This is a genomic window from Parafrankia soli (assembly GCF_001854695.1).
In the GTDB taxonomy this organism is placed as follows: Bacteria; Actinomycetota; Actinomycetes; order Frankiales; family Frankiaceae; genus Parafrankia; species Parafrankia soli.
In genome coordinates this window covers 129,078-154,914 of the sequence record NZ_MAXA01000014.1, presented here as the reverse complement: position 1 = coordinate 154,914, position 25,837 = coordinate 129,078, and the positions used below count along the sequence as shown (strand labels likewise).

The window sequence follows — 25,837 nt, the reverse complement described above, 5'->3', positions numbered from 1 at the left end:
CGGGCATACATCACCCGGACCGCGTTCACGATCTCCGCCGCCGGCTCCGGCCACGACCGAGGATGCACCGACACCACACACCCCATCCCGCAGCCGGACGAAAAGAGGAGGAAGACGGCCGCACACGGCATGATCCAGCCGCGACACGCTCCCGACGACGACCCCACCCGGCGTGTCGGCTCAATTAACCAGCAGGGTCCACCTCGTCGACAAACCACCTGTCCCCGGGACGGTGCCGGCACGGCCGCGCCACATCGACCAGCAGGGGCGTGAAACGCTGCACGCAGCAGGCCTGCGAAGTTCGCTGATCCGGTCGAGGCCCTCGTCGGTCGGCTCGATGATGATCCGGCGCCGGCTCCGCGGGTCCGGAACCCGGCGCATTGCCGGCCAGCACCAGCCCGAATGCGCCAGCACCGATCTGGTCATCCAGCTCATATCCAGGAAGCGCCGCCGCTACCCGCGCCCGGTCAACGATCACGACGGGGCCTGACGCCCTGTCGGCCCTCACCGTCGACCGTGGCCAACCCACTCATTTCCGTCGACACGACGCGTGATCCTAACGGCCGCCCATGCTCCTTCCGCGCGACGGCTTACCGTCACACCCTGCGGTCCCGGGCTCCGTCACGGCGGTCGGTCACCGGTGTAGCCCAGGGGTTCGCTGGCGATGCCGCGCGGTGATCAGCGGCCCTTCCGGGGGGTTGATCCGCGGCGGAGCACGGGCCAGGTCGCCGCCGCGACGGCCGCGGTCAGCAGCAGGAGCGCGGCGAGGTCAAGTGCCCAGGTGCCGGCGTCGTCCTTCCACAGCGGGTCACGATCGGGGTCGCCCTGCCGGTAGCCGGTGGTCGCGGCGACCATCGCGAACCCCCACCGGGCCGGCATCAGGTACGCGAGCTGTTCCAGCGGCGGGCGGCCGTTCAGGGGGATGAGCAGCCCGCACAGCAGGAACTGCAACAGCAGGACGACGACCAGGATCGGCATACCGCGATCGGCGTTGCTGATCAGCGCCGAGACCAGCAGCCCCTGGACCATCGCGGCCAGCGCGACCGCGATCATGGCGACAGCGACCTCGGTGACCCCGCTCCCCAGCGCGAGCGGAGTGTCCGGCCCGGGTTTGCCGACCAGCCCGACGAAGGCCAGGATCACCGCCTGCACACTGGTGATCATGCCCAGGACGGCGAGCTTCGACCAGAGGTAGGCACTGCGGGAGAGCCCGATCGCCTGCTCCCGGCGGAAGACGGAGCGCTCCTTGACCAGTTCCCGGAACGCTCCGGCGAATCCCGTGAACGCGCAGCCGAGGACGAGCATGAGCATGAGCGGGGCGATGTCGTCGTCGGGGTCGGTCTGCCGGCTCTTCCATGACAGGCCGTGCCCACCCGGCAGCAGTTGCGCGAACAGGCTCAGGACCAGCGGCAGCGCCAACAGGAACAGGGCATAGGCCCGGTCGGCCGCGATCACCGAGAGGTAGCGGCGGGCGAGCACGGCGAACTGGCGCCGTGCCGGCTGCTGGCGTGGCGGCGGGTCCGGCACGGCTGGCGCCGGACGCACCGCGGGACCCACCGCGGGCTGCGCCGCGCCGCTGGGCATCCCGTACTTCGCGTACTGGGGCGAGGCCCGGAACCGGGCTGTCCAGTCGACGTCCCGGGACTGGTCGAGGAGCAGGAACATGTCCGCGAAGTCGCGCTGGCCGAAGTAGCCGAGCGCCTCGCCGGGCGGGCCGAAGTAGGCGAGCCGGCCGCCCGACGCGAGCACGAGCAGCCGGTCGCACAGGTGGAGCTGCGCGGGTGAGTGGGTGACGACGACCACCGTCCGGCCGTCGTCGGCGAGCGTGCGCAGGGTCTGCATCACCGACTTGTCCATGCCCGGATCCAGCCCGGACGTCGGCTCGTCGAGGAAGAGCAGCGACGGGCGGGTGAGCAGCTCCAGTGCGACGCTGGTGCGCTTGCGCTGGCCGCCGGAGAGGGTGCTGATCCGCTGGTCCGCGTGCTCGGCCAGCCCCAGCTCGCCGAGCACTTCCTCGACCCGCGTGTTGCGCTCGGCCGCGGATGTGTCGGCGGGGAACCGCAGCTCGGCCGCGTACCGCAGGGCCCGGCGGACGGTCAGCTGCGGGTGCAGGATGTCGTCCTGCGGGACGAGGCCGATGCGTTGGCGCAGCTCGTCGTAGGACGCGTAGAGGTCGCGGCCGGCGTAGCGGACCTCACCGGAGTCGGCGGGGCGCTGCCCGGTCAGCGCGCCGAGCAGGGTGGACTTCCCGGCGCCGCTCGGACCGACGACGGCCAGCAGGCTGCGCTGCGGCAGGGCGAACCCGACCCCGTCGAGGAGCCGCCGGCCGGAGCGGGTGACGGCCAGGCCGTCGGCCTCGAACGAGATGTCACCCGAGTCGGTGTACTCGACGAGGGTGCCGCCCTGCAGGTGCAGCAGGGCATGCCCGATGCCGACGATGTCCCCGGCCCCGATCGTGGCCGCCTGGCTGATCCGGTGGCCGTTGACGAACGTGCCGTTCCAGCTGCCGAGGTCGACGATCCGATGCTCGGTCCCGGCCTGGCGCAGCTCGGCGTGCCGGCGCGAGACGAGCGGGTCGGTGAGCACGATGTCGCACTCGGGCGCGCGGCCGATGACGATCGGCGCAGCCCCGACCGGATGCAGCGCCGTGGCCTTACGCCCCCACCACGTCCCGCCCGGGCGGGACGCGCTGGCGGTGCCCGGCGCCGGTGCTGTTGGTGGCAGTGCCGTCGGTGGCGGTCCGGAGGTGGGCGTGCCCGGCGCCTGTGCCGTTGGCGGTAGCCCGGAGGTTGGGGAGCCCGGCCCCTGCGCCGTGGGTGAAGGCGTGGCGGTGGCTGGCCGTTTCGGCTGGTGGTGCCTGGTTTCGAAGAGCGCGGTGGGGGTGGCCGGTGATGCGGGCGGCGTTGGCGGCGGGGCGCTCGTAGCCTGCCACCAGCCCGACGCGGGTGTGGCCGGCGGTGCGGGCGGTGCCGACGGTGGTGTGCTTGTGGCCTGCCACCAGCCTGACGCGGGTGTGGCGGGCGAGCCGAGCGGCGTTGGCGTTGGCGTTGGCGGACCAGGCGCAGGCGCAGATGGGGGCGAGGACGCGGGGGTCGCCGCGGGGGCGGCGTTCGTCCGCGTCCACCACCTGCCGCCCGTGGCCGGGGCGGCGGGCGGCTGAGCCGGGGCCGCCGAGCCGAGGGCTGCGCGGGCGGCGGCCGCGAACACGGACGCGGCGGGATGCCGGTCGGCCGGTGACTTGGCCAGGCCCTGCGCGATGACGGCGTCGAGGGCTGCCGGTGCCCCGGGCCGCACGGCCGACAGGACGGGCGGTGGCTCCTCCAGATGTGCCCTGATCACCCCGAGCCGCTCGGCCGTGACGAACGGCCTGCGCGCGGTCAGGCACTCGAAGAGCAGGCAGGCCAGCGAGTAGACGTCCGCCCGGTGGTCGACCCGGTCGGAGAGGAACCGCTCGGGCGCCATGTACTCGATCGAGCCGATCGCCGCCCCGGTCGCGGTCATCCCGGCACCCTCGACCGTCCGGGCGATCCCGAAGTCGACGAGGTAGACGAAGTCGGTCGGACGTCCGCGGCCGGCGCACAGCACGTTGGACGGCTTGACGTCGCGGTGCACCAGTCCGTCGGCGTGCGCGGCGTCCAGCGCCGAGGCGATCTGCTCGACGACGTCCACGGCGGTCCGCGGGTCGAGCGGCCCGCCGCGCAGGACCGTGCCCAGGTGGGCGCCCTCCACCAGACGCATGTCGATGAAGAGCTGGCCGTCGATCTCGCCGTGGCGGTGGATCGGGATCACATGCGGCTCGCGTAGCTGCGCCACCGTCTCGGACTCCCGGCGGAACCGCTCGGTGTAGTGCGAGTCCCYGGCCAGGCTCGGGAGCAGGAGCTTGAGGGCCACCATCCGCTGCTGCCCGGTGTCGTAGGCCCGGTAGACCTCGCCCATCCCGCCGCGGCCCAGCAGTTCCTCGATGCGGTACGGGCCGAACATCCGCTGCGTCATCGCGCCTTCCCCGATGGTTGTCGCCGTCGCCGTCGCCGGACCATGAGAACGAGGACGATCAGCGCAGGCACAAGGGCGAGCAGCGCGGAGACGGCGGCCTCGTCGGAGGGGGTCATGCCGGTGAGCGTGGCGGAGACGAGGGCACTGCCGAGCCCCCAGGCCGCCACCGTCGAGACCACCGCGAACAGGTACCAGCCCACTGCGCGCAGCCGTCGCCCGGCGGCACGCAGGGGAGCCCACTGCGCCGGTCCGGGCTGCGCCGGCACTGGTCGCCCTGGTTCCGGCCGCTGTCCGGGCGGCTGCTTCCACCACACGGTCTGCCCGGCCGGCGGAGCGGGCTGGGGACGAGGCCACGGACGTGCGGCGGTGCTCTGACGCGGCGCGGCGGTGCCCTGGGGCTGTGTAGTGGTGCCCTGGACCGGCGTGGTGGTGACCTCGACCGGCGGGGTGATGACCGGGAGCGGTGCGGTGGTGGCCTCGGGCGGCGCGCCGGCTGGCGGCTGGGCGGCCGTGTGCGTCCACCAGGGGACGGGCCCCGAGATCAGCTTTTCCAGGTCGCCGGTGGCCGTCCAGCCCGGGGCGCAGCAGGCCCGCAGCCGGGCCGCGAGCTGGTCGATCCGTGGGTCGTGCAGCCGCTCGACCCACGACCACACCTCGGTCCGGTGCGGAGGCTGGTAGTCCCTGTCGCGGAAGAGCAGGTTCTCGCCGTCGTTGAGCTGCTCCCACTGTTTCGGCTCGCGGGCGAGCGCCAGCAGCGAGAGGTAGATGACGAGCCCGGGGAAGGTGTCCATCCACGGGCCCCAGGGCCGGTTCCGGGGCTGGTAGTTGCGGTGTCCGCCCTCCGACGGCGGCCGGGAGCCGGTGAACGGGGCGATCCACGAGCTGTCGAAGTCGACCAGGCGCAGCTGGCCGGCCGTGTCGACGAGCACGTTGCCGTGTTGCAGGTCGCCGTGCGCGAACCGGGCGGCCTGGGTCCGGCGCAACAGGTCACGCCAGGACGCGGCGAGCGTCGTCAGCGCCGCGCGGTCGTCGGCCTCGACGAGGTCCTCGACGTGCCGGTCGAGGGTGTGCCCGTCCACCCATTCCATCTGGACCATCGGCCAGCGCCGGCCGTTGACGAGAATCGCGTCGTCCACCCAGCGGCAGCCCGCGACGTCGCCGTTGAGCCCGCGCTCGGTGAACCAGGCGTTGAGCGCGGTGTAGCGCTGCTGGGTGGAGGCGTCCTCGCGGGTGAAGAAGCGTAACGCCTGCGCGGTGCCGCCGACCGTCGCCCGGAACACGACCGCCGTGCTGCCCGACGCCGGAACGGGGATGCCCAGCATCGGGTGCACGTCGAACCGGGCCTCGACCAACTCGGGACGGTCGAACACGAGGTCGGGCCGCTGCACGGCTTTGATGTAGTCCTCGGCGGACAGCTGGTCGGTCACAAGCAGACCACCAGGGCGCCGGGCTCGGCCGTGGCGAGCCGGACCCGCAGCAGCGTGACGTCGTCGTTGCGCATCCGCCCGGCCGCGCGCTGGTCGGCGACGATCGCCGCGAACGCCGCGTCGTGGTCCAGGCCGGCGAGTGCCGCCCACAGCGACGCCTCGTCGCGATCGGCTTCCAGCAGCAGCCACTGGGCCAGCGCGTCGGTGGCGATGAAGAGCACGTCGCCCGCCCGGACCTCGCCGCTGGCCAGCTCCAGCGCACGCAGCATCGGGCCGAGTGCCTCCGGGCGGGTGCCGATCCCGTCGGGGGAGAGACCGAAGTCGTCCACGTCGATCGGCGGGAAGTGTGTGAGCAGCCGGCCGGCCCGGACGTGGAACAGCACGGTGTCCCCGAGGGCGGCGGCCTCCCAGCGGGCCCGGGGCCCGTCGAGGCCGGTGAGGCGACATCCCAGGAACGTCGCGAACGACCCCTGCGTGTGGAACTTGTGCTCCTCGATGACGGTCGCGAACCGCGCGGGCGCCCCGGCCACCCACAGCCGCTGGACCTGCTCGAACCAGGCGCGGAGCCCGTCGGGGGTGAGGTCGGGCCCGGTGTCGGCGACGAACGAGCCGACCAGGTGCGCCACCCAGCGGATCGCGTCGTAGGCCTCGGTGGCGCCGTCCACGACCACGTAGCGGGGGGCGACACCGGTGGCCGGGTCGCCGTCGTGGCAGGCGGCGGCGTCCTCCCATTCCGATGCCGCGCTGCCCAGCTTCTCCAGCCAGAAACAGGCGGAGCGGGCGAGGATCATCAGCAGGTCCTCACCGGTCGCGGACGTCGGCGACCCGGGTGCCGATCTCCAGGAACCACACGAGCGTCGCCAGGCCGGCGTTGAACACGAATCCGCGGGCACCATCGGCGATCTCCACCCGCGCGCCGCGGGCGTTCGCGACCATCGAAGCCGGCAGCGTGCTGGAGATCGCGAACAGCTCGGGGCCCGGTTCGGGCAGGTCCGCCGCCGTGACCGGGAACAGCGCCTCGGGCGCGACGGTCGGTGACAGGAAGATGTTGAACAGCAGTGTCCGGCCGTGGCGGGTTTCGATCGAGGTGAGCCGGGCGGCCCACTCGGCGAGGTCGGCGCCGTCGAACGGGCTGTCGGTGACCATCCCGTCGGTGATGTTGATGACGATCGGCGGGAACGAGTCGGGGTGGCTGGCCGCCCACCCGTACACGTGCTCGCCCGCCGTCGCGATGGCCTGGCACATGGGGGTGCGGTAGCCGAACACCGGCTCGATCCAGACCGGGAGCCGGGAGCCGGCGACGGCGTCGACCGACTGTTCGGCCTCGACCCGCAGCGGGTTGTCGAACACCTGCGGGATCGGCACGATCGGCTGCCCGGCCAGTGCCGGCTCGACGCCCTCGCCGCCCCCCACCGGGCAGGCGCCGTAGCCGAAGACCCCGACGTCGAAGTAGTGCCTGGCCCGGCCGCCGACCTCCTTCGCCGACTTCACACACAGATCGAGCAGGATCTTGTTCACGGCGCGGGCGGCGCCCTCGGCGAGCGTGCCTCCGCTGGACTGCCACGGCTGCTTCATCGAGTCGGACCGGTCCAGCAGGAACACGATGCAGCCGGGGTTGGTACGGGAGAAGGTCTGCTCGTACATTCGTCCATCCGTCCTGGTCAACACGGTCCTGAACTCGCGGTTCTTAACTCGTGGTTCTGAACTCGCGGTTCTGGATTCGACACGGTCCTGAGCCCGGCGCGGTCCCGGGTCAACGGGTATTCCGGCGGCGACTCGCGACGACGACGACCGGCCACGTGGTTCCGGGTAGCCAGGTCCACTCGTGGCCATCGGCGCGGCAGCGGAACGCATACCCCGCGCCGGCGTGCCGGACGTCGAGGCGGAACGCGCCGCAGCGCGGGCACTGCACGACGCGGGCGGAGTCGCGCAGCTCCCCGAGATCGCGGGGAGCCGGGCGGGTCGGCGCGGTCGCGGTGGTCGGCGCCGCCGGTGGCGGGGCCTCCCTGTTCCACCACTGCCCCGTGGACGGGGCGCCGCCGGCCGGCTGCCCGACCGGCAGCACGAGCTGCGCGGTCTCCGGCTGCCCGGTCTGCGGCGGCGCGGTCTGCGGCTTCGCGCCGCCGGCGCCCGGCCCGGACGACGGGCGGTCCGGGGGCCGGGGGCGGTCTGTGAGCGGTTGCCCCAGCAGAGCGGCGAGCAGCGCGCCGACGGCGGCGGACCCGAGAACCACGGCGAGCGTCGTCTCGAACGGGCGGTCCCGGAACAGCAGGGCCCAGCCGAATCCGGCCGCGACGAGCGCCGAGGCCGCGAGCAGCGGAAGCGGAATACGCTCCGCTCGTCCCGTCACGGCCCTGCCCGTCATGGTTTCTCCAGGCGGAACAGCACGTCGGCGGCCGGGTTGGTGACCGACTGGCACTGCTGGTCGCGGGTTTTCGTGTCGGCGAATCGCCAACCGGTCGGCGGGTCCAGRCAGACCACCGCGTTCAGCGGCAGCTCGGACGGCGTGAACTGCCCGTTCGGGTCGAGGGCGCCGCCCGGCAGCACGCGCTGCGCGTAGCGGATCGTGACTTTGCTGTCGTTCGGGAGCGGGTCGTCCCCGTCCGTCCTGTCCGCGACCACGCGGATCTGCTCGACGGTCACCTTGGTCGGGGTGTCGGCGGACACCCGCTCCCGGATGCACGCCGACGCCGGGTCCGACCCGGCCACCCGCATCGGCGTCGTCGACGAGACCACGCACACCTCGTGGTCGCCGGGAGGGACGTCCGCGGACGATCGGCCCTGCGTGACGATCCCGTCTGCGGCCAGCACGGTCGAGCCGTGCCGGATCTGGACGGTCAGGTCGTCCGGGAGCCGGGCGCCCGACGCCTCGACCAAGGTGACGGTGACCCGCTCCGGCTTGCCGGTGACCGGCGACTGCGACGCCGACGCCACGACGACGCTCGACAGGGCGACGGCACCGAACGCGATCGCCGCCGCGTAGCCGGGTGTCAGCACCGGATGCCGCCACAGCGACGCGCGGCGCGCTGTCATGCGCACGTGAACGGGTAGTCGACGCTGCCCGAGTCGGAGTCGGAGTCGATCTGGCCACGGACGACCACGAATACGACGATCACGGCGAACACGCGCGCGAGCCCGGTCAGGACGGCCTTCATGGGAAGGAGTGTCGGGCGAACCGGATCTGGGCACATCCGTGCCGGCACTGGCTTTCGAGAGCGGTTTTCCCAGTGCTGGCACCGAGATCCGAAACGGCCGCCGGGTGCTACCGTCCGGAGATGGACCGGGTGGCGGTGGGCCGCGTCTTCATCGTCGACGACAGCGAGCCGTTCCGCGCCGTCGCCCGCGCGCTCCTGGAGAGCGGCGGCTACCAGGTGGTGGGCGACGCCGGGACCGGGGCCGAGGCGCTGGCCGGTGTGCCCGAGGCGGGCCCCGACGTGGTGCTGCTCGACATCGCCCTGCCCGACATGGACGGGTTCAGCGTCTGCCGGGCGCTACGCCGCACGGCCCCCGACGCGACAGTGGTGTTCTGCTCGGTGCGCGACGCCGAGCACTACGGCGACGCGGTCGAGCGGTCGTCCGCCGCCGGGTTCCTCCCCAAGTCGACGCTGTCGGCGGCCGCGCTGGCGCTGATCGTGGCCCGTCGAGCGGAGCGCAGGTAGGCGAGCACCGCGAGGACACGGCGGTTGTGTTCGGCCTCGTCAGGCAGCGCGAGCCGCTGGAAGACACCGCGGACGTGCGTCTCGACGGTGCGTGTCGTGAGGTGCAGCTCGTCGGCGATCGCGTTGTTGGACCGGCCCTGCGCCATCAGCGCGAGGACCTCCCGCTCCCGCGGGCTGAGCGCGGCCAGCTCGTCGCGCCGGCCGCTCCTGCCGCCGACGAGCAGCGGGACGACCTCGGGGTCGAACGCGCAGCCGTCCGCCGCCACCTGGCGCACGGCATCCAGGAAGCCGGGCCCGGTGACCCGGTCCTTCAGCAGGTAGCCGACACCGCGCGCGGTGTGCCCGACCAGCTCGTCGAGGTGCGCGACCTCCAGATGCTGTGACAGGAGCAGCACGCCCGTCCCGGGATGGCTCCGCCGCAGCCGCACGGCCGCGCGCAGCCCTTCCAGGTGGTAGCCGGGCGGCATCCGGATGTCGACGACCGCGAGGTCCGGGCGGTGCCGTTCGACGGCGTCGAGCAGCTCGTCCGCGTTCCCGGACTGCGCGACTATCGCGCACCCGTCGCGTTCCAGCAGCTCGGCGAGCGCCGCCCGGAACAGTGAGGCGTCGTCGGCGAGGACGATGCGCGGCACCCCGGCGGCCGGGGCGGATGGAGTGGTGGCGGTGGTCAAGACCCCTCCAGAGGCAACTCTGCGTGGACGGACGTCCCGGCGCCGGGGAGGCTGCGCACGACCAGGCTGCCGTCGAGCGCGGCGGTCCGGTCGCGCAGCCCGAGCAGGCCCGTTCCGGCGTTCATGTTGGCGCCGCCGACGCCGTCATCGGCGACGGTGACGAGCAGCCGGTTCCCGGACGCCCGGGCGTGGACGTGGATCTGGCTGGCGCGGGCGTGCTTCGCCGCGTTCGTCACCGCCTCGGCGGCGACGAAGTAGGCCGTCGCGGCCACCTGGTCCGGCAGCGGCGGCAACGCGGGTCCGTCGACGACCTGCACGGGGTATGCCGAGCGGGCGGCGAGCGTCCGCAGCGCGGGCAGCAGCCCGGCCTCGGTGAGCACCGCGGGATGGATGCCGCGGGCGAGCTCGCGCAGCTCCGTGACCGCCGCCTCCAGCCCGTCGGCGGCCCGCCGCAGGAGCACGCCGAGCTCGGGGTCGGGGGGAGCCGGGCCGAGCCGGTCCCGCGCCAGCCGCAGGATCAGCGCGGCCGTGACGAGCTGCTGCTGGGCGCCGTCGTGCAGATCGCGTTCGATCCGGCGGCGCTGCTCGTCGGCCGCCGCGACGATGCGGACCCGGGATGCCCGGACCTCGGTGAGCTGGGCCCGCACCTCAGCGGCGAGCCGCTGATTGTCCAGCTCCAGCGCCGCGGCCGCCGTCACGGCGTGCAGGACGTGCCGGTCGGCGCGCAGCGCCGGGTCGTGCAGGAGCACGGCGACCACGCGCACGCCGCGCCGGACCGGGGTCACCGCGTCATCCGGGCGGGGCGTCACGGGCTGCCCGTCGGCGTCCAGGTATCCGTCGGTGGAACCGGCGTCCGAACCGGCATGGTCCGGGCGGGGGTACGCGATGCGCAGCGTGGGGTCGCCGAGCGCGCGGGCCAGCAGGTGGCGCAGCCCGGTCGGCGGCATCTGCGGCAGCTGCAGGAGGAGGTCCCCGACGGCCGTGCGGCCGAGCCGGACGCGCAGCGCACCGGCCAGGAACGCCACCGGGAGCCCGAGGGTGGCGAGGTGGGCGACCTCGTTGATCAGCAGCGCGGTCGAACCGGTCAACGCCGGGTGGAGCAGCGACGCGACGCTCCCGACGAGCCCGACGCCGTACACCGGCGCGAGCACCCGGCGGGCCGGCGGGGTGGCGACGAACCAACGCCGGACGAGCAGCGCGCCGACGATGACGGCGAACACCACCTGCGTGCTGTCGACCAGCAGGTCCTGCATCCGGGCCAGGTTGGCGACGAGCAGCAGGTTCGGTGTCAACGACCGGTAGAAGGGGACGCCCAGCGGCACGAGGACGAGCACGAACACATACACCCCGCCGGTCACCGCCCGCTCGGTGCGCGTCCGCAGCCGCCCCTCGGGGAAGGCCAGCAGGAGGTGCACGAGACATCCCGAGGCGACGCACCGGAAGAACATTCCGACGGTGTGCGGCACCGGGTAGCTCGAGACCTGCAGGTCCTCGGCGAACCAGGAGATGCCGACCATCACCATGCGCAACCCCAGCCGACCCGGTCGGCGCAGGTGCGTGACGGAACCGGTCAGCAGGTAGAGCCCGCCGACGAGGCCGGAGAAGAGGGTGCTTGTCGTGTCCTCGTCCCGACCGCCGTCGGAAAGCCAGAGCACCACCGCCCCGATGACCGCGCCCACCACGGCGAGTGCCGGCACCCCGTATCTCCGGCGGAGGTCGTCCCCGTTTCCGGTCATGGACGCCGCGGGCTTGCGCCGGTGGTCCGCCGCGGGCGCGGCGGCGCCGTCGATCGCGGCGCCGCCGGGTGCCTCTCCCACGGCCGCCGTCCCCGGGAGGAGCCGCCCGCCCGATCGCGCACGGCCGCCTTCTCCACCCCCCGAACTGCCCGGAACCTGACCGGCGGATCGCTCAGGTTACTGATCGATTATTCGCCAGCCAGTGACCACCGACAAGGCAGTCGCTCACTCCGCGGAACACCGGAAAGGCGACTCGTGCCGGCCCTGCTCGCCGCTGGCGGCGTGATGACGGAAAAGGCCTGGTAGACGGCCTCCCGCGTTGTGGCCTGGGTGACCGCCCCGGAAAATCCTTTGCGGCGACCGGCCGGGAATCGTGCCACTGGCCGGGATGAATCGCGTACCTGGGCGGACCTTCAGCGCCGCGCTGGGCAGCGCCGCTAGGAAACCAGGTCGAGTGCGGTGGCGAGGGCGCGCCATTGCGGCCGGGGAACAGTCGTCGGGTCCTCGGTGAGGACGTGGATGCACACGTGGTCCGCGCCCGCGTCCTGGTGCTCCCGCACGCGGCTGAGGACCGCGTCGAGGTCACCCCAGGCGACGAGCGCGTCGACGAGGCGGTCGCTGCCGCCGCCTCCGAAGTCGTCGGGAGTGAAGCCGAGCCGGAGGAGATTGTTGGTGTAGTTCGGCAGGGTCATGTAGCGGTTCACCGTGGCGCGGGCGATCGTGCGAGCCCGCTCCGGATCGGTCTCCAGGACGACCTTCTGCTCGACGGCGAGCAGCGGACCGCTCCCGAGGATCTCTCGGGCCCGCCGCGTGTGTTCCGGTGGGACGAGGTAGGGATGCGCGCCCGCCGTGCGCTCGGCGGCGAGCGCGAGAACCCGCGGGCCGAGCGCCGCGAGCGCACGGTTCTCCCGGGGGACCGGCGTCTTCGCCGCGTCGAGGCCGTCCAGGTAGTCGACCACCTTCCGGTACGGCCGCTCGTAGCGTTGCCCGGTCGGCTCGACGTTCGCGGCGTGCCCGGCACCGATGCCGAGAAGCAGTCGGTCGGGGTGGGCCCCGGATACGCGGGCGTAGCTGGCGACCACCTGGTCCAACGGCTCGGTCCAGACGTTGACGATCCCCGTGGCCACCGCGATCCGTGACGTCGCGTCCAGCAGTGTCTCCGGCAGCGCGAGGTCACCGGCGGAGGCACCGATCCAGATCGCGTCGTACCCGAGATCCTCCAGCTCCGCGGCGATCTCCGCGTGCTGCCCGGCGTCGCCAGGCCAGTAGAACGAAGCCCGCCATACTCCGATTCCGCCGACGTCAACCGCCACGGCCCCGTCCCTTCGCTGTGACTGGCCCTTTCGCTACTCCAGCCGTCAATGGCGACGTCGTATTCCACTGGGTACGGACGGCCTCGCCCGGCAACGCGGGCTCACATCGAACTCACATCGCGGCGGCCCTATCGCGCGGGGCGAGCTTCCGCCCCGCCACCCGGGGGCCGCTCCGCCACCCGGGGGCCGCTCCGCGGCCGCGCGGCGCGTGCCGTCGAGATCCTGGACGGGCGGGCGCCGGCCCCGTCGCCTGAGTTCCCTGGAGGCCCTCGACCCTCCCTGTCGGCTGTGGTTGCCAGCGGGGGGGCTTCACGGACCGGAGCGGATCATCGCCTTGCTGCGCATCAGGACCTCGCCGAGGTAGCCGTCATGCGGGATGCCGGGGCGCAGCCAGGTCGTGGGGTTGTCCCCGAGGTAGAGGTTGGTGATCGACGGTTCGTCCAGCAGGGTGTCGACGAGGTCCGTCCGGGTCGTCATCGCGGTGAGGACGAGGGAGTCGCGCAGCGGGGCGACGCCGTCCCGCTCGTGCCAGGGGCCGACCCAGACGCACGGGAACGGCAGTTCGACGTTCAGCTGGGGGGCCGTGCTCGACGCGACCAGGTGCACCGCCGGCCGCAGCACCGAGCCGCCCGAGGGAAGGTCGTCGACGATGGTGTCCCCGCCGAGCAGCGCGTGCGCGTCACCGGCGACGGTGTGCAGGTAGCGGTCGAGCTGCGTCGCCGTGGCGGTCGGCTGCACCGTCAGGATCGCGTCGGGGTGGTCGGGCGGCAGGCTCGGAATCCGGCCCAGCCGCTCGGCGAGCGCCCGCGCCAGCGGTTCGGGGTCACCTTCGACGAGCACGGCGGTGGCGCAGGTGCAGGCAGTTCCCCCCAGGTGGCTGACCGAGCCGGCGATGACGTCGATCTTCTCCCGCCAGTCGACCTCGGCGGTGACGAGAATCTTCGACCGCCCTGGCCCCTGTGTCAGCACGCGCGGGTTGGCCCGGTACTTGTCGACGACGTCCTGGCCGCCGTACACGATCGCGTGGTCGGCCTCGGCGACGATGACGTCCGCGGCCGCGTAGTCGGTGGGCAGCAGGGTCAGCGCCGCAGGCGGGAAACCGGCGTCGCGCAGGGCGCTCACCAGCCGGAAGGCGGTGAACGGCTCGCGGGACGACGGCCGGAGCGCGACCTTGTACCCCAGCGCCAACGCCTCGGGCCACAGCCCGTGCACGGCCGGGGTGTTGCCGGCGGCGTGGACGGCGAAGAGGTCCCCGCGCCGGGTCCAGACCGCGGAACCGGTGGTCGTGGCCGGGTCGCGCCAGTCGGCGACCGCGCCTCGGGGCATCGCCAGCTCGACCGTGCGCCGCTGGGAACGCAGCACCTCCGCGACCCACTCGACCGACTGGCGGACCACGCCGAGCGGCACACCCGACGCCTGCGAGACGAGGTGGGCGTAGTCGTCGGGGTGCAGGCCGCCGACGGCGGCGCCGGTGAACAGGTCGGCGGCCTTGTCGAGCGCGGCGAACCGCTCGGCGGCCGGCACGGTCGGCGCCGCGCGCATCGCGGCCAGCGCCCGGCGCACGTAGAGCGTCGGCACCTGGCTGATCTCGCCGATGTGCTCCCCGGAGAGCGCGGTGAGCGGCTTGCGCTCGCGGGAGCGGTACGGCCCGGTCGGGCCGAGCGCGTCGATGTGGATCTGCTCGTCCATCAGTAGACCCCTTCGATGACGGCCTGGCTGTCGAAGGTGGTGACCGGGGCGACGTCGGCGACGGCGCAGCCGAGCGCTCCGGTCAGCGGCTCGACCCGGACCGCCGTGTCCCGCTCGAGGTTGTTCGGCACCAGCGCGTACTTGGTGAGGTGGTTCATCACGACCTGGCCGCGCTCGCCGAACCCGACCTCCGCGCCGGTCCCGGGATCCACCACCTGGAAGGTGATGTACGGGCTGGGCGGATCGAACACCGCGAGCTCGTCGGAATCCTCCTGCGGGCGCTCGCGGGACATACCGAGCACCGTCGTGCTCCCGTAAAGGCCCTTGAGGGGGATTCCGGGGAATACCTCCCGCCGGAAGATGTCGCGCGAGTCGGCGTCCATGTGCGCGCCGCTCCAGCAGATGAACCGGATGTTCTTGTTGATGACCTCGACGAGCTCCGCGCGCCGCGCTATCCGCTCGAGCAGCGGTGGAGTCGTGACCAGGATTCCGACGGACTGGCTGGTAAGGATGTGCGCCGCCTGGTCGACCAGATGCTCGGCGTAGCGGTCGGCCTCCTCCAGAGCGCCGCGGGCTATGAGGTTCTTGATCCACCGGGGGTCGAGGTCGACGGTGAACCTCACGCCGTTGTGGCGGCGTGCCCTCCTGCTGGCGAAGTCGCCGAACATGTGCGGCCCGCTGGGCGCGACCGCCAGGATGTTCGTCGTCCCCAGGTCGCTGTAATGAAACTCGTCCCAGCTAAGTGCGAACTCGGCCCAGCGTTCGAACATCACGAATCTTTTCGGGGCGCCGGTCGTCCCGCCGCTCTCGAAGATTCCCGCGATCACCCGGTCCGCGCCGGTCAGCCCCCTTGGGACCAGGTCCTCGACCGGGACATCGCGGAACTCGTTGACGACGTTCGGGAAGAGCACGAGATCGGCGAAAGTCCGGATGTCGGCGATCGGGTCGAAATCCAGGCTCCGGGACCGGCGCAACCAGTACGGGCTACCGGTCTCCTCCGAGAAATGCCATCGCATCAGGGCGCCGATGTATTCGTCGGCGTCGATGGGCGCGATTTCTCCCGGGGTTATGTCAAGGATTGATGGGAGCATGGACGGCCTCCGGACACGTGCGGTCGTGCAGTTCGACGATCCTGATTCTCGCCCCCGCCGAAACCAGGTCGGAGAGCGCCGAGCCGGTTCCTATCGTACGATCGCCAGATCGCCGTCTTTCATCCCCGGCTGTTGACAGTCCGAGTCCGTTTGCGGTCCGAGTGGGCGATACCCGTCCACCTGATGTTAATTTAATTGTGCGGCGTGTGGCCTGTCTCGCCCGTTTATTGCCGATTGTCGGTTCTGCGGTCCCGGGCGGTTTCGGCGCGGGCCTGCGGGCGGGTCAGGCCAAGGTCATAGGCACAGATGACGGCCTGCACCCGGTCCCGGGCGCCGATCTTCGCGAGCACGCGGCCCACGTGGGTCTTGACGGTCGATTCGGACAGGACCAGCCGCTCGGCGATCTCGCCGTTGGTCCAGCCGTGGCCGATGGCGACGAGGATCTCGCGTTCCCGTTCGGTCAGCGTGTCCAGGCGCGGGTCGGCGGCCCGCTCCCCGTCGGGAAGGGCATCGCCGAGATGCTGCGCGAACGCGTCGAGCAGGCGCCTGGTGAGGGCGGGCGCGATGACCGCGTCGCCGACGGCGACCGCCCGGATGCCGGCGAGGAGCTCCTCGGGATAGGCGTCCTTCAACAGGAAGCCGCTGGCGCCGGCGCGAAGCGCGGCGTGCACGTACTCGTCGAGATCGAAGGTCGTGAGCATGAGGATGCGCGAGCGGCCGCCGCCGGCCACCTCCGTGTCGGGGTTGCTCTCGAGCAGCATGCGGAAKCCGAGGCGTTGCAGGGGCTGGTCGTCCACGATGAGCACGCTGATCATGTGGGGTCGCCTTCGGGCTCGTGCGGTGGGGTTTCGTGCGGGGTGAGGTCGAGGTCGGCTGCCACGTTCCATCCTCCGCCCGAGGCGGGGCCCGCCGCGACGGTGCCGCCGTAGAGCCCAGCGCGTTCCCGCATTCCGATCAGRCCGTGACCCGGCTCGCCGGGGGGAGCGGGCCGGCCGGCGGCGTCGGGTGGGCCGGTGTCCCGGATCATGATCCGAAGCCGGGTGCTGTCGATGCGCAGCGCCATGCGCACCCGGGTGCGCGGGCCGGCGTGCTTGAGGATGATCGAGCTCACCGGCGCTCTGGTACTCAACCTGCGGCCCGGCCGCGCGAACGCGCCGGCACAGCGAGTCGAGATCGGCGATGCGCGGCTGCGGGCTGAGATCGGGCGCCTCGGCACGCTCCCGCAGTACGCCGAGGATGCGGCGCAGCTCGCCGAGCGACCGGCGGCTGGTGTCGCCGATCAGGTTGAGCGCTTCTTTGCCGCGTTCGGGCGCGACGTCCACGGCGTACGCGCCGCCGTCAGCCAGCGCGATGATCACTGCGAGGCTGTGGCCGACGATGTCGTGCATCTCGCGGGCCATCCGGGCGCGCTCGCTGGCCGCCACGAGTCTGCTGCGCTGGTCCCGCTCGATCTCGAGCTGACGGGCCCGGTCGCGCAGCGCGGCCAGCTGCGCGCGGCGGATGCGCACCGCGAACCCCAGCGCGGCGGCCGCGACGCCGATGCTGAGGAGCAGGAAAATCAGATCCCCCACCGGCAGCACCGTGGACAGGCGGATCACGAGCAGCACGAACGAGCCGATCGACACGGGCGCCGCCCACGGCAGGCGCCGCAGCGGCGCGTGGAGCACCACGCTGTACACGGCCACCAGCAGCGCGACATCGGCGCGCAGCAGGACACCGACGGCCAGCTCGACGACGAACGCCGCCATGACCGCGTGGAACGCCGCCAGCGGGGCGCGGCGCCGCCACCACAGCGGGACGAGCAGCGCGGCCTGGAACAGCAGCATCTCGGCCAGCGGCGGCCGGACGAAGGGGATCGGAGTGTCCGGAGGGTCCCCGTCGTACGGGAGGTCGGGCAGGCAGAACACGAGGAAGATCGTGACCACGACGGCGGTGTCCAGCGCCCAGGGGTGGGCGGCGTCCCAATGCCGGATCCGCTGTCCAACGTGGAACAACCGGGCGGTCGCGGGATGTCCCACGAGCCCGCCGGCCGCGTCGCCGCCGCTCACCGCGAGCACCGGAGGATCAGACGTCCGACCGGACGAGCCGGTGCGCGGCCCCGCCGAGGACGAGAGCCGTCCAGCCGAGCAGGACGAGCAGCCCCGCACCGGCCGACAACGTGCCGGCGGTGTGGTGCAGGGCGAAGACCGACTCGCCGGCACTGCTGGGCAGGTACGGGGTGACGTCGGTCCGCCAGGACCTCGGCAGCAGCGACATCAGGCTGGGCACCAGCAGGAACGTGCCGACCAGGGCCGAGATCCCGCCCGCGGTCGAGCGCAGCAGTGCCCCCAGCGCCACCCCGATCACGGCGACCAGGCCGAGGTAGAGGCCCGCGCCGAGCAGGCTGCGCACGACACCACCGTCGGTGACGCTCATGGCGATGGGGGTGCGGGAAAGGATCCCGCTGGCGACGAGGAACGCGACGAACACACCGATCACGCTGAGGACGAAGGCGATCAGACCGTGGACGGCGGCCTTGGCCCACAACACCGGCAGGCGGCGCGGGACGGCCGCCAGCGTGGACCGGATCATGCCGGACGTGTACTCGCCCGAGGTCGTCAACACCCCCAGGACGCCCAGCGCGACCAGCGCGACCAGCGCGAACGGCACGCCGAACAGGGCGAGGCTCTGGGTGGTGGCATCCGCGAGGCCGGGGTCCAGGTGCTTGCCCGGCCCGGTCATCGACCTGTACTGCACCGCGGCGATGACGCCGACCGCGAACAGGAAGAGCAGCCCGAGGGTCAGCGTGATCCAGGTCGACCGCAGCGACCACAGTTTGGCCCACTCGGAACGCAGCACCCGCCGGCCGGTCACCTTCTGACCGGAGCCGGCCGTCCGGGACGGCGTTGCGGGTACGGGCCGGGTCTCAGTGATGGTGGTCATGCCGCCCTCGCCACGGTCGTCTCGGAATGGTATTCGACGGCGTCCTTGGTCAGGGCCATGAAGGCGTCCTCCAGGGAGACCGTCCGGGCGGTGAGCTCGAACAGCGCGATGCCGTGTTCAGCGGCTCTGGTCCCGATCTCGCGGGCCGACATGCCGGTCACGCTCAACTGCTCCGACCCCGTGCTCGCCGTGATCTCGACCCCGGGACCGGCCAGAAGGCCGCGCAGCCGCGCCGGGTCGGCGCTGGCGACCGCCACGGTGTCGCCGCCGGCCTGCCGGACCAGCTCCTGCACGGTGGTGCCAGCCAGGACCCGCCCGCGCCCGACGATGATGAGATGGTCGGCGACCAGCGCCACCTCGCTCATCAGGTGCGACGAGACGAAGATGGTCCGCCCGGCGGCCGCGAGGTCGGTGAGCAGATTCCGGATCCACAGCACACCCTCCGGGTCGAGCCCGTTGACCGGCTCGTCCAGCATGACGGTCTGCGGGTCCCCGAGCAGCGCCGCGGCGATGCCCAGCCGCTGGCCCATGCCGAGCGAGAAGGCACCGGCGCGCCTGCGGGCCACCGAACCCAGGCCCGTCAGCTCGATCATCTCGTCCACCCGGGCGCGGGGGATGCCGTGGGTGTACGCGAGGGCCATCAGGTGGTCGAAGGCCGTTCGTCCGGGGTGGATGGACCGCGCCTCCAGGAGCGCGCCGACCTCCCGCAGCGGAGCCGCGTGCTTCGCGTACTCCCGGCCGTTCACCGTCACCGAGCCGGCGGTCGGCGCGTCCAATCCAATGATCATTCGCATCGTGGTGGACTTACCGGCGCCGTTCGGCCCCAGAAATCCCGTCACCGAGCCCGGCCGGACCGTGAAGTCCAGACCGTCGACGGCTGTCTTCGGCCCGTATCGCTTGGTCAGCTGTCGCGCCTCGATCATCGCTTCCCTCTCAGACCTGTCCGCCGGGTTCCCGGCGTCCTGCTGGGAGACGCTAGGCGTGGGCCCGAGACGATTCGTCATACCGCGGTCCGATCTTCGGGCCCGGCCCTGGCACCGCGGTACCAGGGCCGACAGCCCAGGTACCGCGGTACGCGGATGCCATCCGGATGCCGCTTCCTGCCTGTCAACGGCGGCCAGCCGGGAAAGACACCTACTGGCTATTGCTTCCGGTCAGCACGGCGGGGTCCCGGCCAGTTTCACGACCTGGCGGAGCAGTCATACAGCGGGGAGCTGATGGTGATAGGGGAGGGCCGTCCCACATCGTCCTCACATGTTGGCCGTCCTAGTCTTCGGGCGAGGCGCGGTCTTCGGACGGGGCACACCCGGCGGGCGGGACGCGCTCTTCGGTCGAGGCGTGTCGCGGGGCCCGAAACGACCGCGGAACCGAACGCGAAAGCTCGGCCGCGGAAGGAGGAAGCGCGCAGGCAACGGCCGCGAAAAACCAGTCGCGAACGACCGACGGATAAGGCTCGACCGGGGAACAGGACCGTTGAAAACGATCATCATCGGCTGTGTCGCGGCGCCTGACATCAAGGCGGGGGCCATCGTGTCCCGACGGGCCCTGCCGGCGACCCATGTGATGATCACCGATGTGCCGACGGAGACTCCTGTTGGCGGACATGCGTCGACCCGGCGGGCAACCGGTGCGCTCGACCTCTGACCGGGTGGTGGGCCTGCCCGGTTCGGAGCGGGCCCGCACCGAGACCATCCGGTACACCGTCGCCGGAGCGGCGGGGGTCCTGCTCACGGTGCTGCTGGGCGCCGTCGTCCTCCGGAGTGGAACGCCGTTCGGGTTCGATGCCGGGTGGCACCGATGGGTGTTGGCTCACCGTGACCCCGGGCTGTCCGATGTCGCGGTCGCCGTCACCGACACCGGCGTCGGTGCCTGCGCCTACTGTCTTGCCGCGGTCGCCGGCGCCCTGGCGGTGTCGCGGTGGCGGCGGTGGTGGCTGGGTGCCGTCGCAGGGGTGGTGGCGCTGCTGCTGGGACAGCTGTTGAGGACCTCGCTGGCGGTCATCGTCGGTCGGGCGCGACCGCCGGTGGTGCACTGGATAACCTATCCGTCCGGCTTCGCGTTTCCGTCCGGCCACACGACCACCTCGGCGCTGGTCGCCGCGGGTCTCGCCGCGGTGCTGTACCGCCGGGCCCGCAGGCGCTCCACCAGGGTCGCGGCTGTCGCGGTCCCGGGCATCTGGGCGTTCACTGTGGGGCTCAGCCGGATCTACCTCGGGGTGCACTGGCCCACTGATGTTTTCGCCGGATGGCTGTTGGCCACAGTCCTCGCTGTTGTCTGCCTGCCGTCGCTGGGCGCCCTGCTCGCGTGGATCGGCCGGGATCAGCCAGACCGGCCGGACCCCTGCTGATCGCCATCTTCGTCGCGTGGAAGCGCGCCGGGCCGCTCTTCCGGCGTCGGGCCGGCCGAGGCAGGTGTGGAACAGATCGAAGCACGTCCGGCCGGATATCTTTCTATCGATCACTGTGGTGCGATTGGCGGCGTCCCCGGCCGGTACCTGAGCTGAGCGGGAGCGGTGGCCGCCGAGGACGGCGTCGTGGCCGCGGAGCGGTCCGTGGCGAAACGGGATCGGGCGGCGCAGCGCCCGGCCGCCTTGTCCGCCTGTCGCAGCCGTGCCGGCGGTGCGGTCGTGCGTTCTATGCGCGCAAAGCCACATTGGCACGGACCTCCCGGATTGCGTGTGACGCTCCGAGAGGCTAGCGGTGTTACCGGTAGCAGCGATGCTGGTTCTACGGTGTTGAGTGTGGCCGGGATCGTGAACCTGCGGGACATTGCCGAGTGACTCGGCGTCTCTCGGGCACGCGCTGATCAGCTCTCGCGCCGGCCATCGTTCCCCGCCCCGTTTACAGCGTCGCGTCCGATGAGGATCCGGGACCGCGATGAGGTGGCGGCCTGGATCGCGCGGTACCGGCCAGACGCTGTGGGCAAGCGCGACGTAGACCAGTCGCGAACGGCCTCGAGGGGTGCCGGGTTAACGCCAATGAGGTGCGTTTGCTTACGGGTAAACATGGGCAATGGGCTAACTATGTCAGGCGCGATCCTCCCTGAAGTTCGGCAGCTCGCCGCGCGGAAAGTGGTCCAGGCGTATGCTGGCACCTCGAAAATTCCGGACAATGTGGACGAGTTCCCATCCGGTTCCTGAAAATCTGTGCCTGATTTAAATAATCAGTTCCGCGTGGGCGTGCTTCGGCTGTCATCGCGACGTTGCATCTTAGCGCTTTGAATGCCGGCCTGATTGGCGGGAGCCGGTCAGTCGCCGGTTATCTGCTGGCCAGCCGGCGAAGTCGCACGACCGCCAGTCGCTCGTCTCCTCACCGCTGTCTCCTTGCCATGTACTCTTGTCTCATCGGGATCGTGATGGCTCTCAGGGTCAAAAGTCCTCTGGGAATCTACTTCCGTCCGGGGTACTGCGAGTGCGTGGAGGCAGCAGGAACGGTGGCTACTCGGATACCTAGGAGGAGAGCCGACCAGGGGACGGTTCGACTTAACACGCGCGATCTGCACGCGCTCGAGTGGATCTTCGATATGCATGCGGTCTTCGAGACCGACCTGCCTGACGTGCTCAACCCCGCTCGGCTCATCTCGAAGAACGCGGCACGGTCGATCGTGACCCGTTGGGCGAACGCCGGGGTCGCATACGCCGAGCCGGTGCTCGCCAACCAGGGCCGCCTCGTCCGTCTGACGCCGGACGGGGAGAGGCTCGTCAGCACCGGTGACAGAGCCTCACCCGTGGCGGCACCGGGCGCGGCCGCGGCGGCTGTCCACCATGCGATGGTGGCGCGAGCGCGGCTGCGGCTGGAGCGCGACGGTCTCCCCGACCTGGTCGTCGTGGGCTGGCTCAGCGAACGGCAATGGCGGATGGAGAACCGGTCCCAGGTCGCCGCCGGCGAGCAGATACCCGACGGAATAGCGCGTCTGGACAGCGGCGACCTCTGCCCGGTGCACGTCGGGCACACGGGTGTCGAATTTATTCGGATCAGGTCAACTATTATGGACTTCCTCGGCAAGTACGGGACCGTCATCGTCGCCGTACCTGGCGATATCGCGCCGCTCGCGCAGTCGACCTGGAACGGGCCGGACTTCTCCGGCCCCGGAGCGGATCACAGTGGCCTGCACTTGATCATCATTTGAGGGAACACTCCAGTTACGAGACGGTCGATGCGTGCCCGCGCCGTGGAGGCCCGCCTACCGCGGGGATGCTCTCCGCGCCACGCACCGCCTTCGAAGCACGGCTAGGGATGACCGCCGCGGTCGCTAATCTGCCAGCCGTTCGCGACGAGTGACAGCAGCCGGTCAAGATATGCGCCTGTATCATGATCTTGTGAATGCTGGACGCTGATTTCTCCCTTTTCGCCGGCGGCCGGCTGGGCCTCGGGCGTGCCGGAATTTCGCTCGCCGCCGCCAGGGCCCAGCGCCGACACGAGCGCGGCCGTGACCGCCACCAGGTCGTCCACGGTGATATCGGCGCGCGCGCTGCCGGCGCGCTGAGCACGGGCGAGCACTCCGGCTCCGGCGTCACCGAGCGGGGTGGCGGGGGAGGCGGGCGGCGCCGCCCGCGGTAGCGGAGCGATTGGCGGGCCCTCGATCTCGAGGACGAAGACCCCCTGCCGGGCCAGGAGGTGCCTCGCGAGCTGCCTGAGCCAGGCGGCGAGCGCTGCGCCGGGCGGGAGCCGGTCGCCCAGCTCGTCCGCCTGGCGGCGGAGCCCGGCGACATCCTCGCGGTACACGGCCTCGATCAGGTCCTCGCGGTTGGCGAAGTTCCGGTAGAGCGTCGCCGGGCCGACCCCGGCGCGTCGCGCGATCGTGTTCAACGGTGCGTTCGTGCCGAGTTCGGCGAAGACCGCCCGCGCCGCGGTCAGCAGGCGCTCCTGGTTGCGGACGGCGTCGGAGCGCCGGGGCCGTTCTGCTGGTCTGTAGTCGGTGCCGGCGTCGCCACGCTGGCCGCTCGCCGTGGCATGCGGCGCACCGCCGCTCTCAGGCACCACTACGGTGTCCAGAAGGCGGCGTGGGGGACGGGGCTCGAGACGCTCACCGCCTCACCGAGAACGACTCCACCGGCCGTCACGTGACTGGCCGAGCTCTGCCTCCCGCCGAGGGTCCCGAGATCGGTGACCACTCCGTGCCGCCAGCGGAACGCATGCCCGTCCCCGGCCGGGAGCTCGACCGTTCCGCAGACCACGCCGGAGTCGTTGAGCCCGGCCGGGTCGACCCAACCCTCGCCGAAACCGTGGATCTCGGTGAGGTCGCCGCCGGACCAGAGGAATGCCCGAACTCCCCCGCCGTAGCTGCGCACGAGCACCTGGCCGGCATTGTTCACCGCGACGGCTTCGCTGTGCTCATCTCCAACGAGTGTCCCGAGATCTGTCATTATTCCGTTCTGCCAGCAGAACGCGTGGGTCCGGTCGTCCGCCGTGCCGCTGCTCCCGATGACCAGCCCGGCGTTGTTCACGCCGGACGCACTGCTCCAGGTGCCACCGAGGGTGCCGAGGTCATGCATACGGCGGTCGGACCACACGAACGCGTGGTCGGCCCCGCTGCGCGTCTGACTCGTACCGACCACCAGGCCGAGGTCGTTGACGGCGGCGGCGGAGCTCTCCGGGCCGCCAAGGGTGCCGAGGTCCTCGCTGATGTGTTCCCGCCACAGACAGGCATGCCGATCGCCGCTGTCGGTGCTGCTGCTGCCCGCGACCAGGCCCAGGCCGTTGACGCTCACGGCGATACTGAAATGCCCTCCCGGGATGTCCGTGCCGCCCAGGTAGGGAAGCGCGGAGTGGATGCCGTAGCTCCAGCGGAATGCCTGCGGGCCCTGCCTGCCAATCATCTCGCCGACCACGACGCCCAGAGAGCTCATGGCGATCGGACGGCTGCTCCCGGGGAGGCGGCGAACCGTGTCGGCCTGCCACAGGAAGCCGTCGACCCGGTCCCGGCCGCTCTGCCAGAGGCCGGCCAGCAGGCCACTGGCGTTCCCACACACCAGGAGGCCCGGGGCGCCCGGTGGCCCGGTGACGGCGGTCGCGGCCGGGCGGGCCTGCCACGGTGGTCGCGCCGCGGTGGCCGAGGCGTCCGCTGACGTCGGGTTGCTCAGGTTGACCGGCCCCGAGGAAGCGGCGGCCACCACCGCGAGGCGCGCGACTGGTTGACGGTCACTTACCATCACAGGTTTCACTCCATTTGTCTGGCACCGGGAGTTCGGTGGTCCACGACGTTGCCCGAGCGTGAACCCCTGGTGCGGTAATCGGGTGTGTCGAGACCGGCATCGGCGTCCGAGAATTTCATTCTGCGGCATCGGCCGACCGTCTGCGACACATCATCAGACCACGTGCGTGCCACAAAATATTGCGCACTCCGTCTCGCGATCTGATCTCCTGTCGGATCTTTTCCAGGAGAAAACCTGGCTGTAGTGGCGGAGAGGTTCCAGGAATTCACCGAGTAATGTCTCGAAAGTCCCTGGTGATGGCTTGGTCAGTGGCTCGGTAATTGCTGGTAAGGTCGCGGTTGTCCTCGGCGTCGACGGCTGCCGAACCAGCCGGGATGGCTGACAGGTCAGGGACCATCCTGCCCGCGGGCGCCCGGGTCGGCTGTTCCCCGCCGCCGGCCACGTCGATGCCTCGAGCGAGCCCGAGCGAGCCCGAGCGGGCCGAACGGCCGTTCCCCGAGGCGTGGTCCCTTCATTTGCGCAATGCCCGCTTCGTGTGCGCAATGCCCGCTTCGTGCGCGTGGCGCCGCCCCGGGTCGGTCACAACCCCGGACCGGCAATCATGATCTTGGGGCGGCTCTGCGGCGGCTGGTGCGAAACCGGCGCGGATGCCGACCCGACCCACGACCGCGGGGCCGCCGGACTGGTCACTCGCGCGGGCCGCTGGACCGGGCCACCCGCGCCGAGCCGCGCTCGCGGTGCGGCCGTCAGTTCCGATCTCCTGCAGAGGTTCGCCACCTGGCCGGGCCGGCTGATAATCGGGGCTTCACCGTTCCCGGAGAACATCGGTGCGAGTAATGCGACCTGAGTCACCGGCGCATATGTTTCGTACTGGCGGAACTTCGTAACACGCTGAACGCGTTCGGCCGCCAGAACTCGATCATCCGGCTTTCCTGGGAGGCGAACGGCAACTGGTTCCCGTGGTCCGCCACAAACCCGACAGACTTCATCAACTGCTGGCGCCACGTGGTGGACGCCATCAGGCCCACGGCCGAACCCGATCCCGAAAAGTCGTGGAGCCTCAACGCCAACTACTCGCAGAACCCGCCGAGCCACAACGCGATCGACATGTATCCGGGCGACGCCTGGGTCGACACCGTCGGTCTGGACTCCTACGATGCCTGGTCGGTGTCACGCACGAAG

General features: G+C 71.5%; 20 protein-coding genes and 2 pseudogenes. 4 read left to right on the top strand and 18 right to left on the bottom strand.

The window, feature by feature from the left end; genetic code table 11:
• Nucleotides 1–202: 202 nt before the first annotated feature.
• From BBK14_RS36580 to BBK14_RS41170, 8 genes and pseudogenes are all read right to left on the bottom strand, one after another.
• Nucleotides 203–283: pseudogene (locus tag BBK14_RS36580) on the bottom strand (IS6 family transposase); the annotation flags it as partial.
• A gap of 395 nt (nucleotides 284–678) precedes the next feature.
• Nucleotides 679–3,993, bottom strand: a complete 3,315-nt coding sequence (locus tag BBK14_RS03725; protein ID WP_071059805.1) for a protein kinase domain-containing protein — start codon at nucleotides 3,991–3,993, stop codon at nucleotides 679–681.
• The gene (locus BBK14_RS03720; protein WP_071059804.1) at nucleotides 3,990–5,420 is read right to left on the bottom strand and encodes a serine/threonine-protein kinase; all 1,431 of its coding nucleotides are present in this window, start codon (nucleotides 5,418–5,420) and stop codon (nucleotides 3,990–3,992) included. The genes BBK14_RS03725 and BBK14_RS03720 overlap by 4 nt, the downstream gene beginning before the upstream one ends.
• Complete coding sequence (locus BBK14_RS03715) at nucleotides 5,417–6,211, bottom strand: hypothetical protein (RefSeq protein ID WP_071059803.1); 795 nt, start codon at nucleotides 6,209–6,211, stop codon at nucleotides 5,417–5,419. The genes BBK14_RS03720 and BBK14_RS03715 overlap by 4 nt, the downstream gene beginning before the upstream one ends.
• Nucleotides 6,212–6,221: 10 nt before the next feature.
• Nucleotides 6,222–7,064 carry a hypothetical protein gene (locus BBK14_RS03710; protein ID WP_071059802.1) on the bottom strand — a complete coding sequence of 281 codons (843 nt, stop codon included), beginning with the start codon at nucleotides 7,062–7,064 and terminating at the stop codon, nucleotides 6,222–6,224.
• Nucleotides 7,065–7,173: 109 nt separating this feature from the next.
• Complete coding sequence (locus BBK14_RS03705; protein ID WP_071059801.1) at nucleotides 7,174–7,785, bottom strand: hypothetical protein; 612 nt, start codon at nucleotides 7,783–7,785, stop codon at nucleotides 7,174–7,176.
• A complete protein-coding gene (locus BBK14_RS03700) occupies nucleotides 7,782–8,453 on the bottom strand; it encodes a hypothetical protein (RefSeq protein ID WP_071059825.1) in 672 nt (223 codons plus the stop codon). Before BBK14_RS03700 ends, BBK14_RS03705 begins: the two co-directional genes overlap by 4 nt.
• Nucleotides 8,450–8,575: a hypothetical protein gene (locus BBK14_RS41170; RefSeq protein WP_255565652.1), complete on the bottom strand. Its 126-nt coding sequence runs from the start codon at nucleotides 8,573–8,575 to the stop codon at nucleotides 8,450–8,452. Before BBK14_RS41170 ends, BBK14_RS03700 begins: the two co-directional genes overlap by 4 nt.
• Before the next feature lie 72 nt (nucleotides 8,576–8,647).
• Here BBK14_RS41170 and BBK14_RS03695 point away from each other — a divergent pair, with 72 nt between their 5' ends.
• The gene (locus BBK14_RS03695; RefSeq protein ID WP_241831096.1) at nucleotides 8,648–9,079 is read left to right on the top strand and encodes a response regulator transcription factor; all 432 of its coding nucleotides are present in this window, start codon (nucleotides 8,648–8,650) and stop codon (nucleotides 9,077–9,079) included.
• On the opposite strand, the gene BBK14_RS03690 is transcribed toward BBK14_RS03695, so the two are convergent.
• The 8 genes from BBK14_RS03690 to BBK14_RS03650 form a co-directional block, all read right to left on the bottom strand.
• Nucleotides 8,971–9,750: a response regulator transcription factor gene (locus BBK14_RS03690; protein WP_071059800.1), complete on the bottom strand. Its 780-nt coding sequence runs from the start codon at nucleotides 9,748–9,750 to the stop codon at nucleotides 8,971–8,973. The genes BBK14_RS03695 and BBK14_RS03690 overlap by 109 nt on opposite strands.
• Nucleotides 9,747–11,567: a sensor histidine kinase gene (locus BBK14_RS03685; protein WP_116429980.1), complete on the bottom strand. Its 1,821-nt coding sequence runs from the start codon at nucleotides 11,565–11,567 to the stop codon at nucleotides 9,747–9,749. The genes BBK14_RS03690 and BBK14_RS03685 overlap by 4 nt, the downstream gene beginning before the upstream one ends.
• A gap of 356 nt (nucleotides 11,568–11,923) precedes the next feature.
• A complete protein-coding gene (locus BBK14_RS03680; RefSeq protein ID WP_071059799.1) occupies nucleotides 11,924–12,799 on the bottom strand; it encodes an LLM class F420-dependent oxidoreductase in 876 nt (291 codons plus the stop codon).
• A gap of 309 nt (nucleotides 12,800–13,108) precedes the next feature.
• Complete coding sequence (locus BBK14_RS03675) at nucleotides 13,109–14,488, bottom strand: aldehyde dehydrogenase family protein (protein ID WP_083390690.1); 1,380 nt, start codon at nucleotides 14,486–14,488, stop codon at nucleotides 13,109–13,111.
• Complete coding sequence (locus BBK14_RS03670; protein ID WP_071059798.1) at nucleotides 14,488–15,579, bottom strand: acyl-CoA synthetase family protein; 1,092 nt, start codon at nucleotides 15,577–15,579, stop codon at nucleotides 14,488–14,490. Before BBK14_RS03670 ends, BBK14_RS03675 begins: the two co-directional genes overlap by 1 nt.
• A gap of 224 nt (nucleotides 15,580–15,803) precedes the next feature.
• Nucleotides 15,804–17,627, bottom strand: a complete 1,824-nt coding sequence (locus BBK14_RS42670; protein WP_198541157.1) for a histidine kinase — start codon at nucleotides 17,625–17,627, stop codon at nucleotides 15,804–15,806.
• Between the two features lie 16 nt (nucleotides 17,628–17,643).
• Nucleotides 17,644–18,501 (bottom strand): ABC transporter permease, encoded by an 858-nt coding sequence (locus tag BBK14_RS03655; protein WP_071059796.1) that lies wholly within the window; start codon nucleotides 18,499–18,501, stop codon nucleotides 17,644–17,646.
• Nucleotides 18,498–19,424 (bottom strand): ABC transporter ATP-binding protein, encoded by a 927-nt coding sequence (locus BBK14_RS03650; RefSeq protein ID WP_071059795.1) that lies wholly within the window; start codon nucleotides 19,422–19,424, stop codon nucleotides 18,498–18,500. The genes BBK14_RS03655 and BBK14_RS03650 overlap by 4 nt, the downstream gene beginning before the upstream one ends.
• A 680-nt stretch (nucleotides 19,425–20,104) precedes the next feature.
• Here BBK14_RS03650 and BBK14_RS03645 point away from each other — a divergent pair.
• Nucleotides 20,105–20,848, top strand: a complete 744-nt coding sequence (locus BBK14_RS03645) for a phosphatase PAP2 family protein (protein ID WP_241831098.1) — start codon at nucleotides 20,105–20,107, stop codon at nucleotides 20,846–20,848.
• A 1,175-nt stretch (nucleotides 20,849–22,023) separates the two neighbouring features.
• Nucleotides 22,024–22,629, top strand: a complete 606-nt coding sequence (locus tag BBK14_RS03640) for a hypothetical protein (RefSeq protein WP_241831095.1) — start codon at nucleotides 22,024–22,026, stop codon at nucleotides 22,627–22,629.
• A 101-nt stretch (nucleotides 22,630–22,730) separates the two neighbouring features.
• Here BBK14_RS03640 and BBK14_RS03635 read toward each other — a convergent pair whose 3' ends face one another.
• Both BBK14_RS03635 and BBK14_RS03630 read right to left on the bottom strand, forming a co-directional pair.
• Nucleotides 22,731–23,483: a TetR/AcrR family transcriptional regulator gene (locus BBK14_RS03635; protein ID WP_071059792.1), complete on the bottom strand. Its 753-nt coding sequence runs from the start codon at nucleotides 23,481–23,483 to the stop codon at nucleotides 22,731–22,733.
• On the bottom strand, nucleotides 23,483–24,652 hold the full coding sequence (locus BBK14_RS03630; protein WP_071059791.1) for an HAF repeat-containing protein: 1,170 nt from the start codon (nucleotides 24,650–24,652) through the stop codon (nucleotides 23,483–23,485). The genes BBK14_RS03635 and BBK14_RS03630 overlap by 1 nt, the downstream gene beginning before the upstream one ends.
• Nucleotides 24,653–25,498: 846 nt before the next feature.
• On the opposite strand from BBK14_RS03630, the pseudogene BBK14_RS39490 reads away from it, so the two are divergent.
• Nucleotides 25,499–25,774 (top strand): annotated as a pseudogene (locus BBK14_RS39490) (hypothetical protein); the annotation flags it as partial.
• Between the last annotated feature and the right edge of the window lie 63 nt (nucleotides 25,775–25,837).

What these genes read in the sequence shown, in the direction of transcription:
- BBK14_RS03715 (WP_071059803.1), bottom strand. Translation starts at nt 6,211, where the DNA reads ATGATCCTCGCCCGCTCCGCCTGTTTCTGGCTGGAGAAGCTGGGCAGC.
- BBK14_RS03710 (WP_071059802.1), bottom strand. Translation starts at nt 7,064, where the DNA reads ATGTACGAGCAGACCTTCTCCCGTACCAACCCCGGCTGCATCGTGTTC.
- BBK14_RS03705 (WP_071059801.1), bottom strand. Translation starts at nt 7,785, where the DNA reads ATGACGGGCAGGGCCGTGACGGGACGAGCGGAGCGTATTCCGCTTCCG.
- BBK14_RS41170 (WP_255565652.1), bottom strand. Translation starts at nt 8,575, where the DNA reads ATGAAGGCCGTCCTGACCGGGCTCGCGCGCGTGTTCGCCGTGATCGTC.
- BBK14_RS03675 (WP_083390690.1), bottom strand. Translation starts at nt 14,488, where the DNA reads ATGGACGAGCAGATCCACATCGACGCGCTCGGCCCGACCGGGCCGTAC.
- BBK14_RS03670 (WP_071059798.1), bottom strand. Translation starts at nt 15,579, where the DNA reads ATGCTCCCATCAATCCTTGACATAACCCCGGGAGAAATCGCGCCCATC.
- BBK14_RS03655 (WP_071059796.1), bottom strand. Translation starts at nt 18,501, where the DNA reads ATGACCACCATCACTGAGACCCGGCCCGTACCCGCAACGCCGTCCCGG.
- BBK14_RS03650 (WP_071059795.1), bottom strand. Translation starts at nt 19,424, where the DNA reads ATGATCGAGGCGCGACAGCTGACCAAGCGATACGGGCCGAAGACAGCC.
- BBK14_RS03645 (WP_241831098.1), top strand. Translation starts at nt 20,105, where the DNA reads ATGCGTCGACCCGGCGGGCAACCGGTGCGCTCGACCTCTGACCGGGTG.
- BBK14_RS03640 (WP_241831095.1), top strand. Translation starts at nt 22,024, where the DNA reads ATGCATGCGGTCTTCGAGACCGACCTGCCTGACGTGCTCAACCCCGCT.
- BBK14_RS03630 (WP_071059791.1), bottom strand. Translation starts at nt 24,652, where the DNA reads ATGGTAAGTGACCGTCAACCAGTCGCGCGCCTCGCGGTGGTGGCCGCC.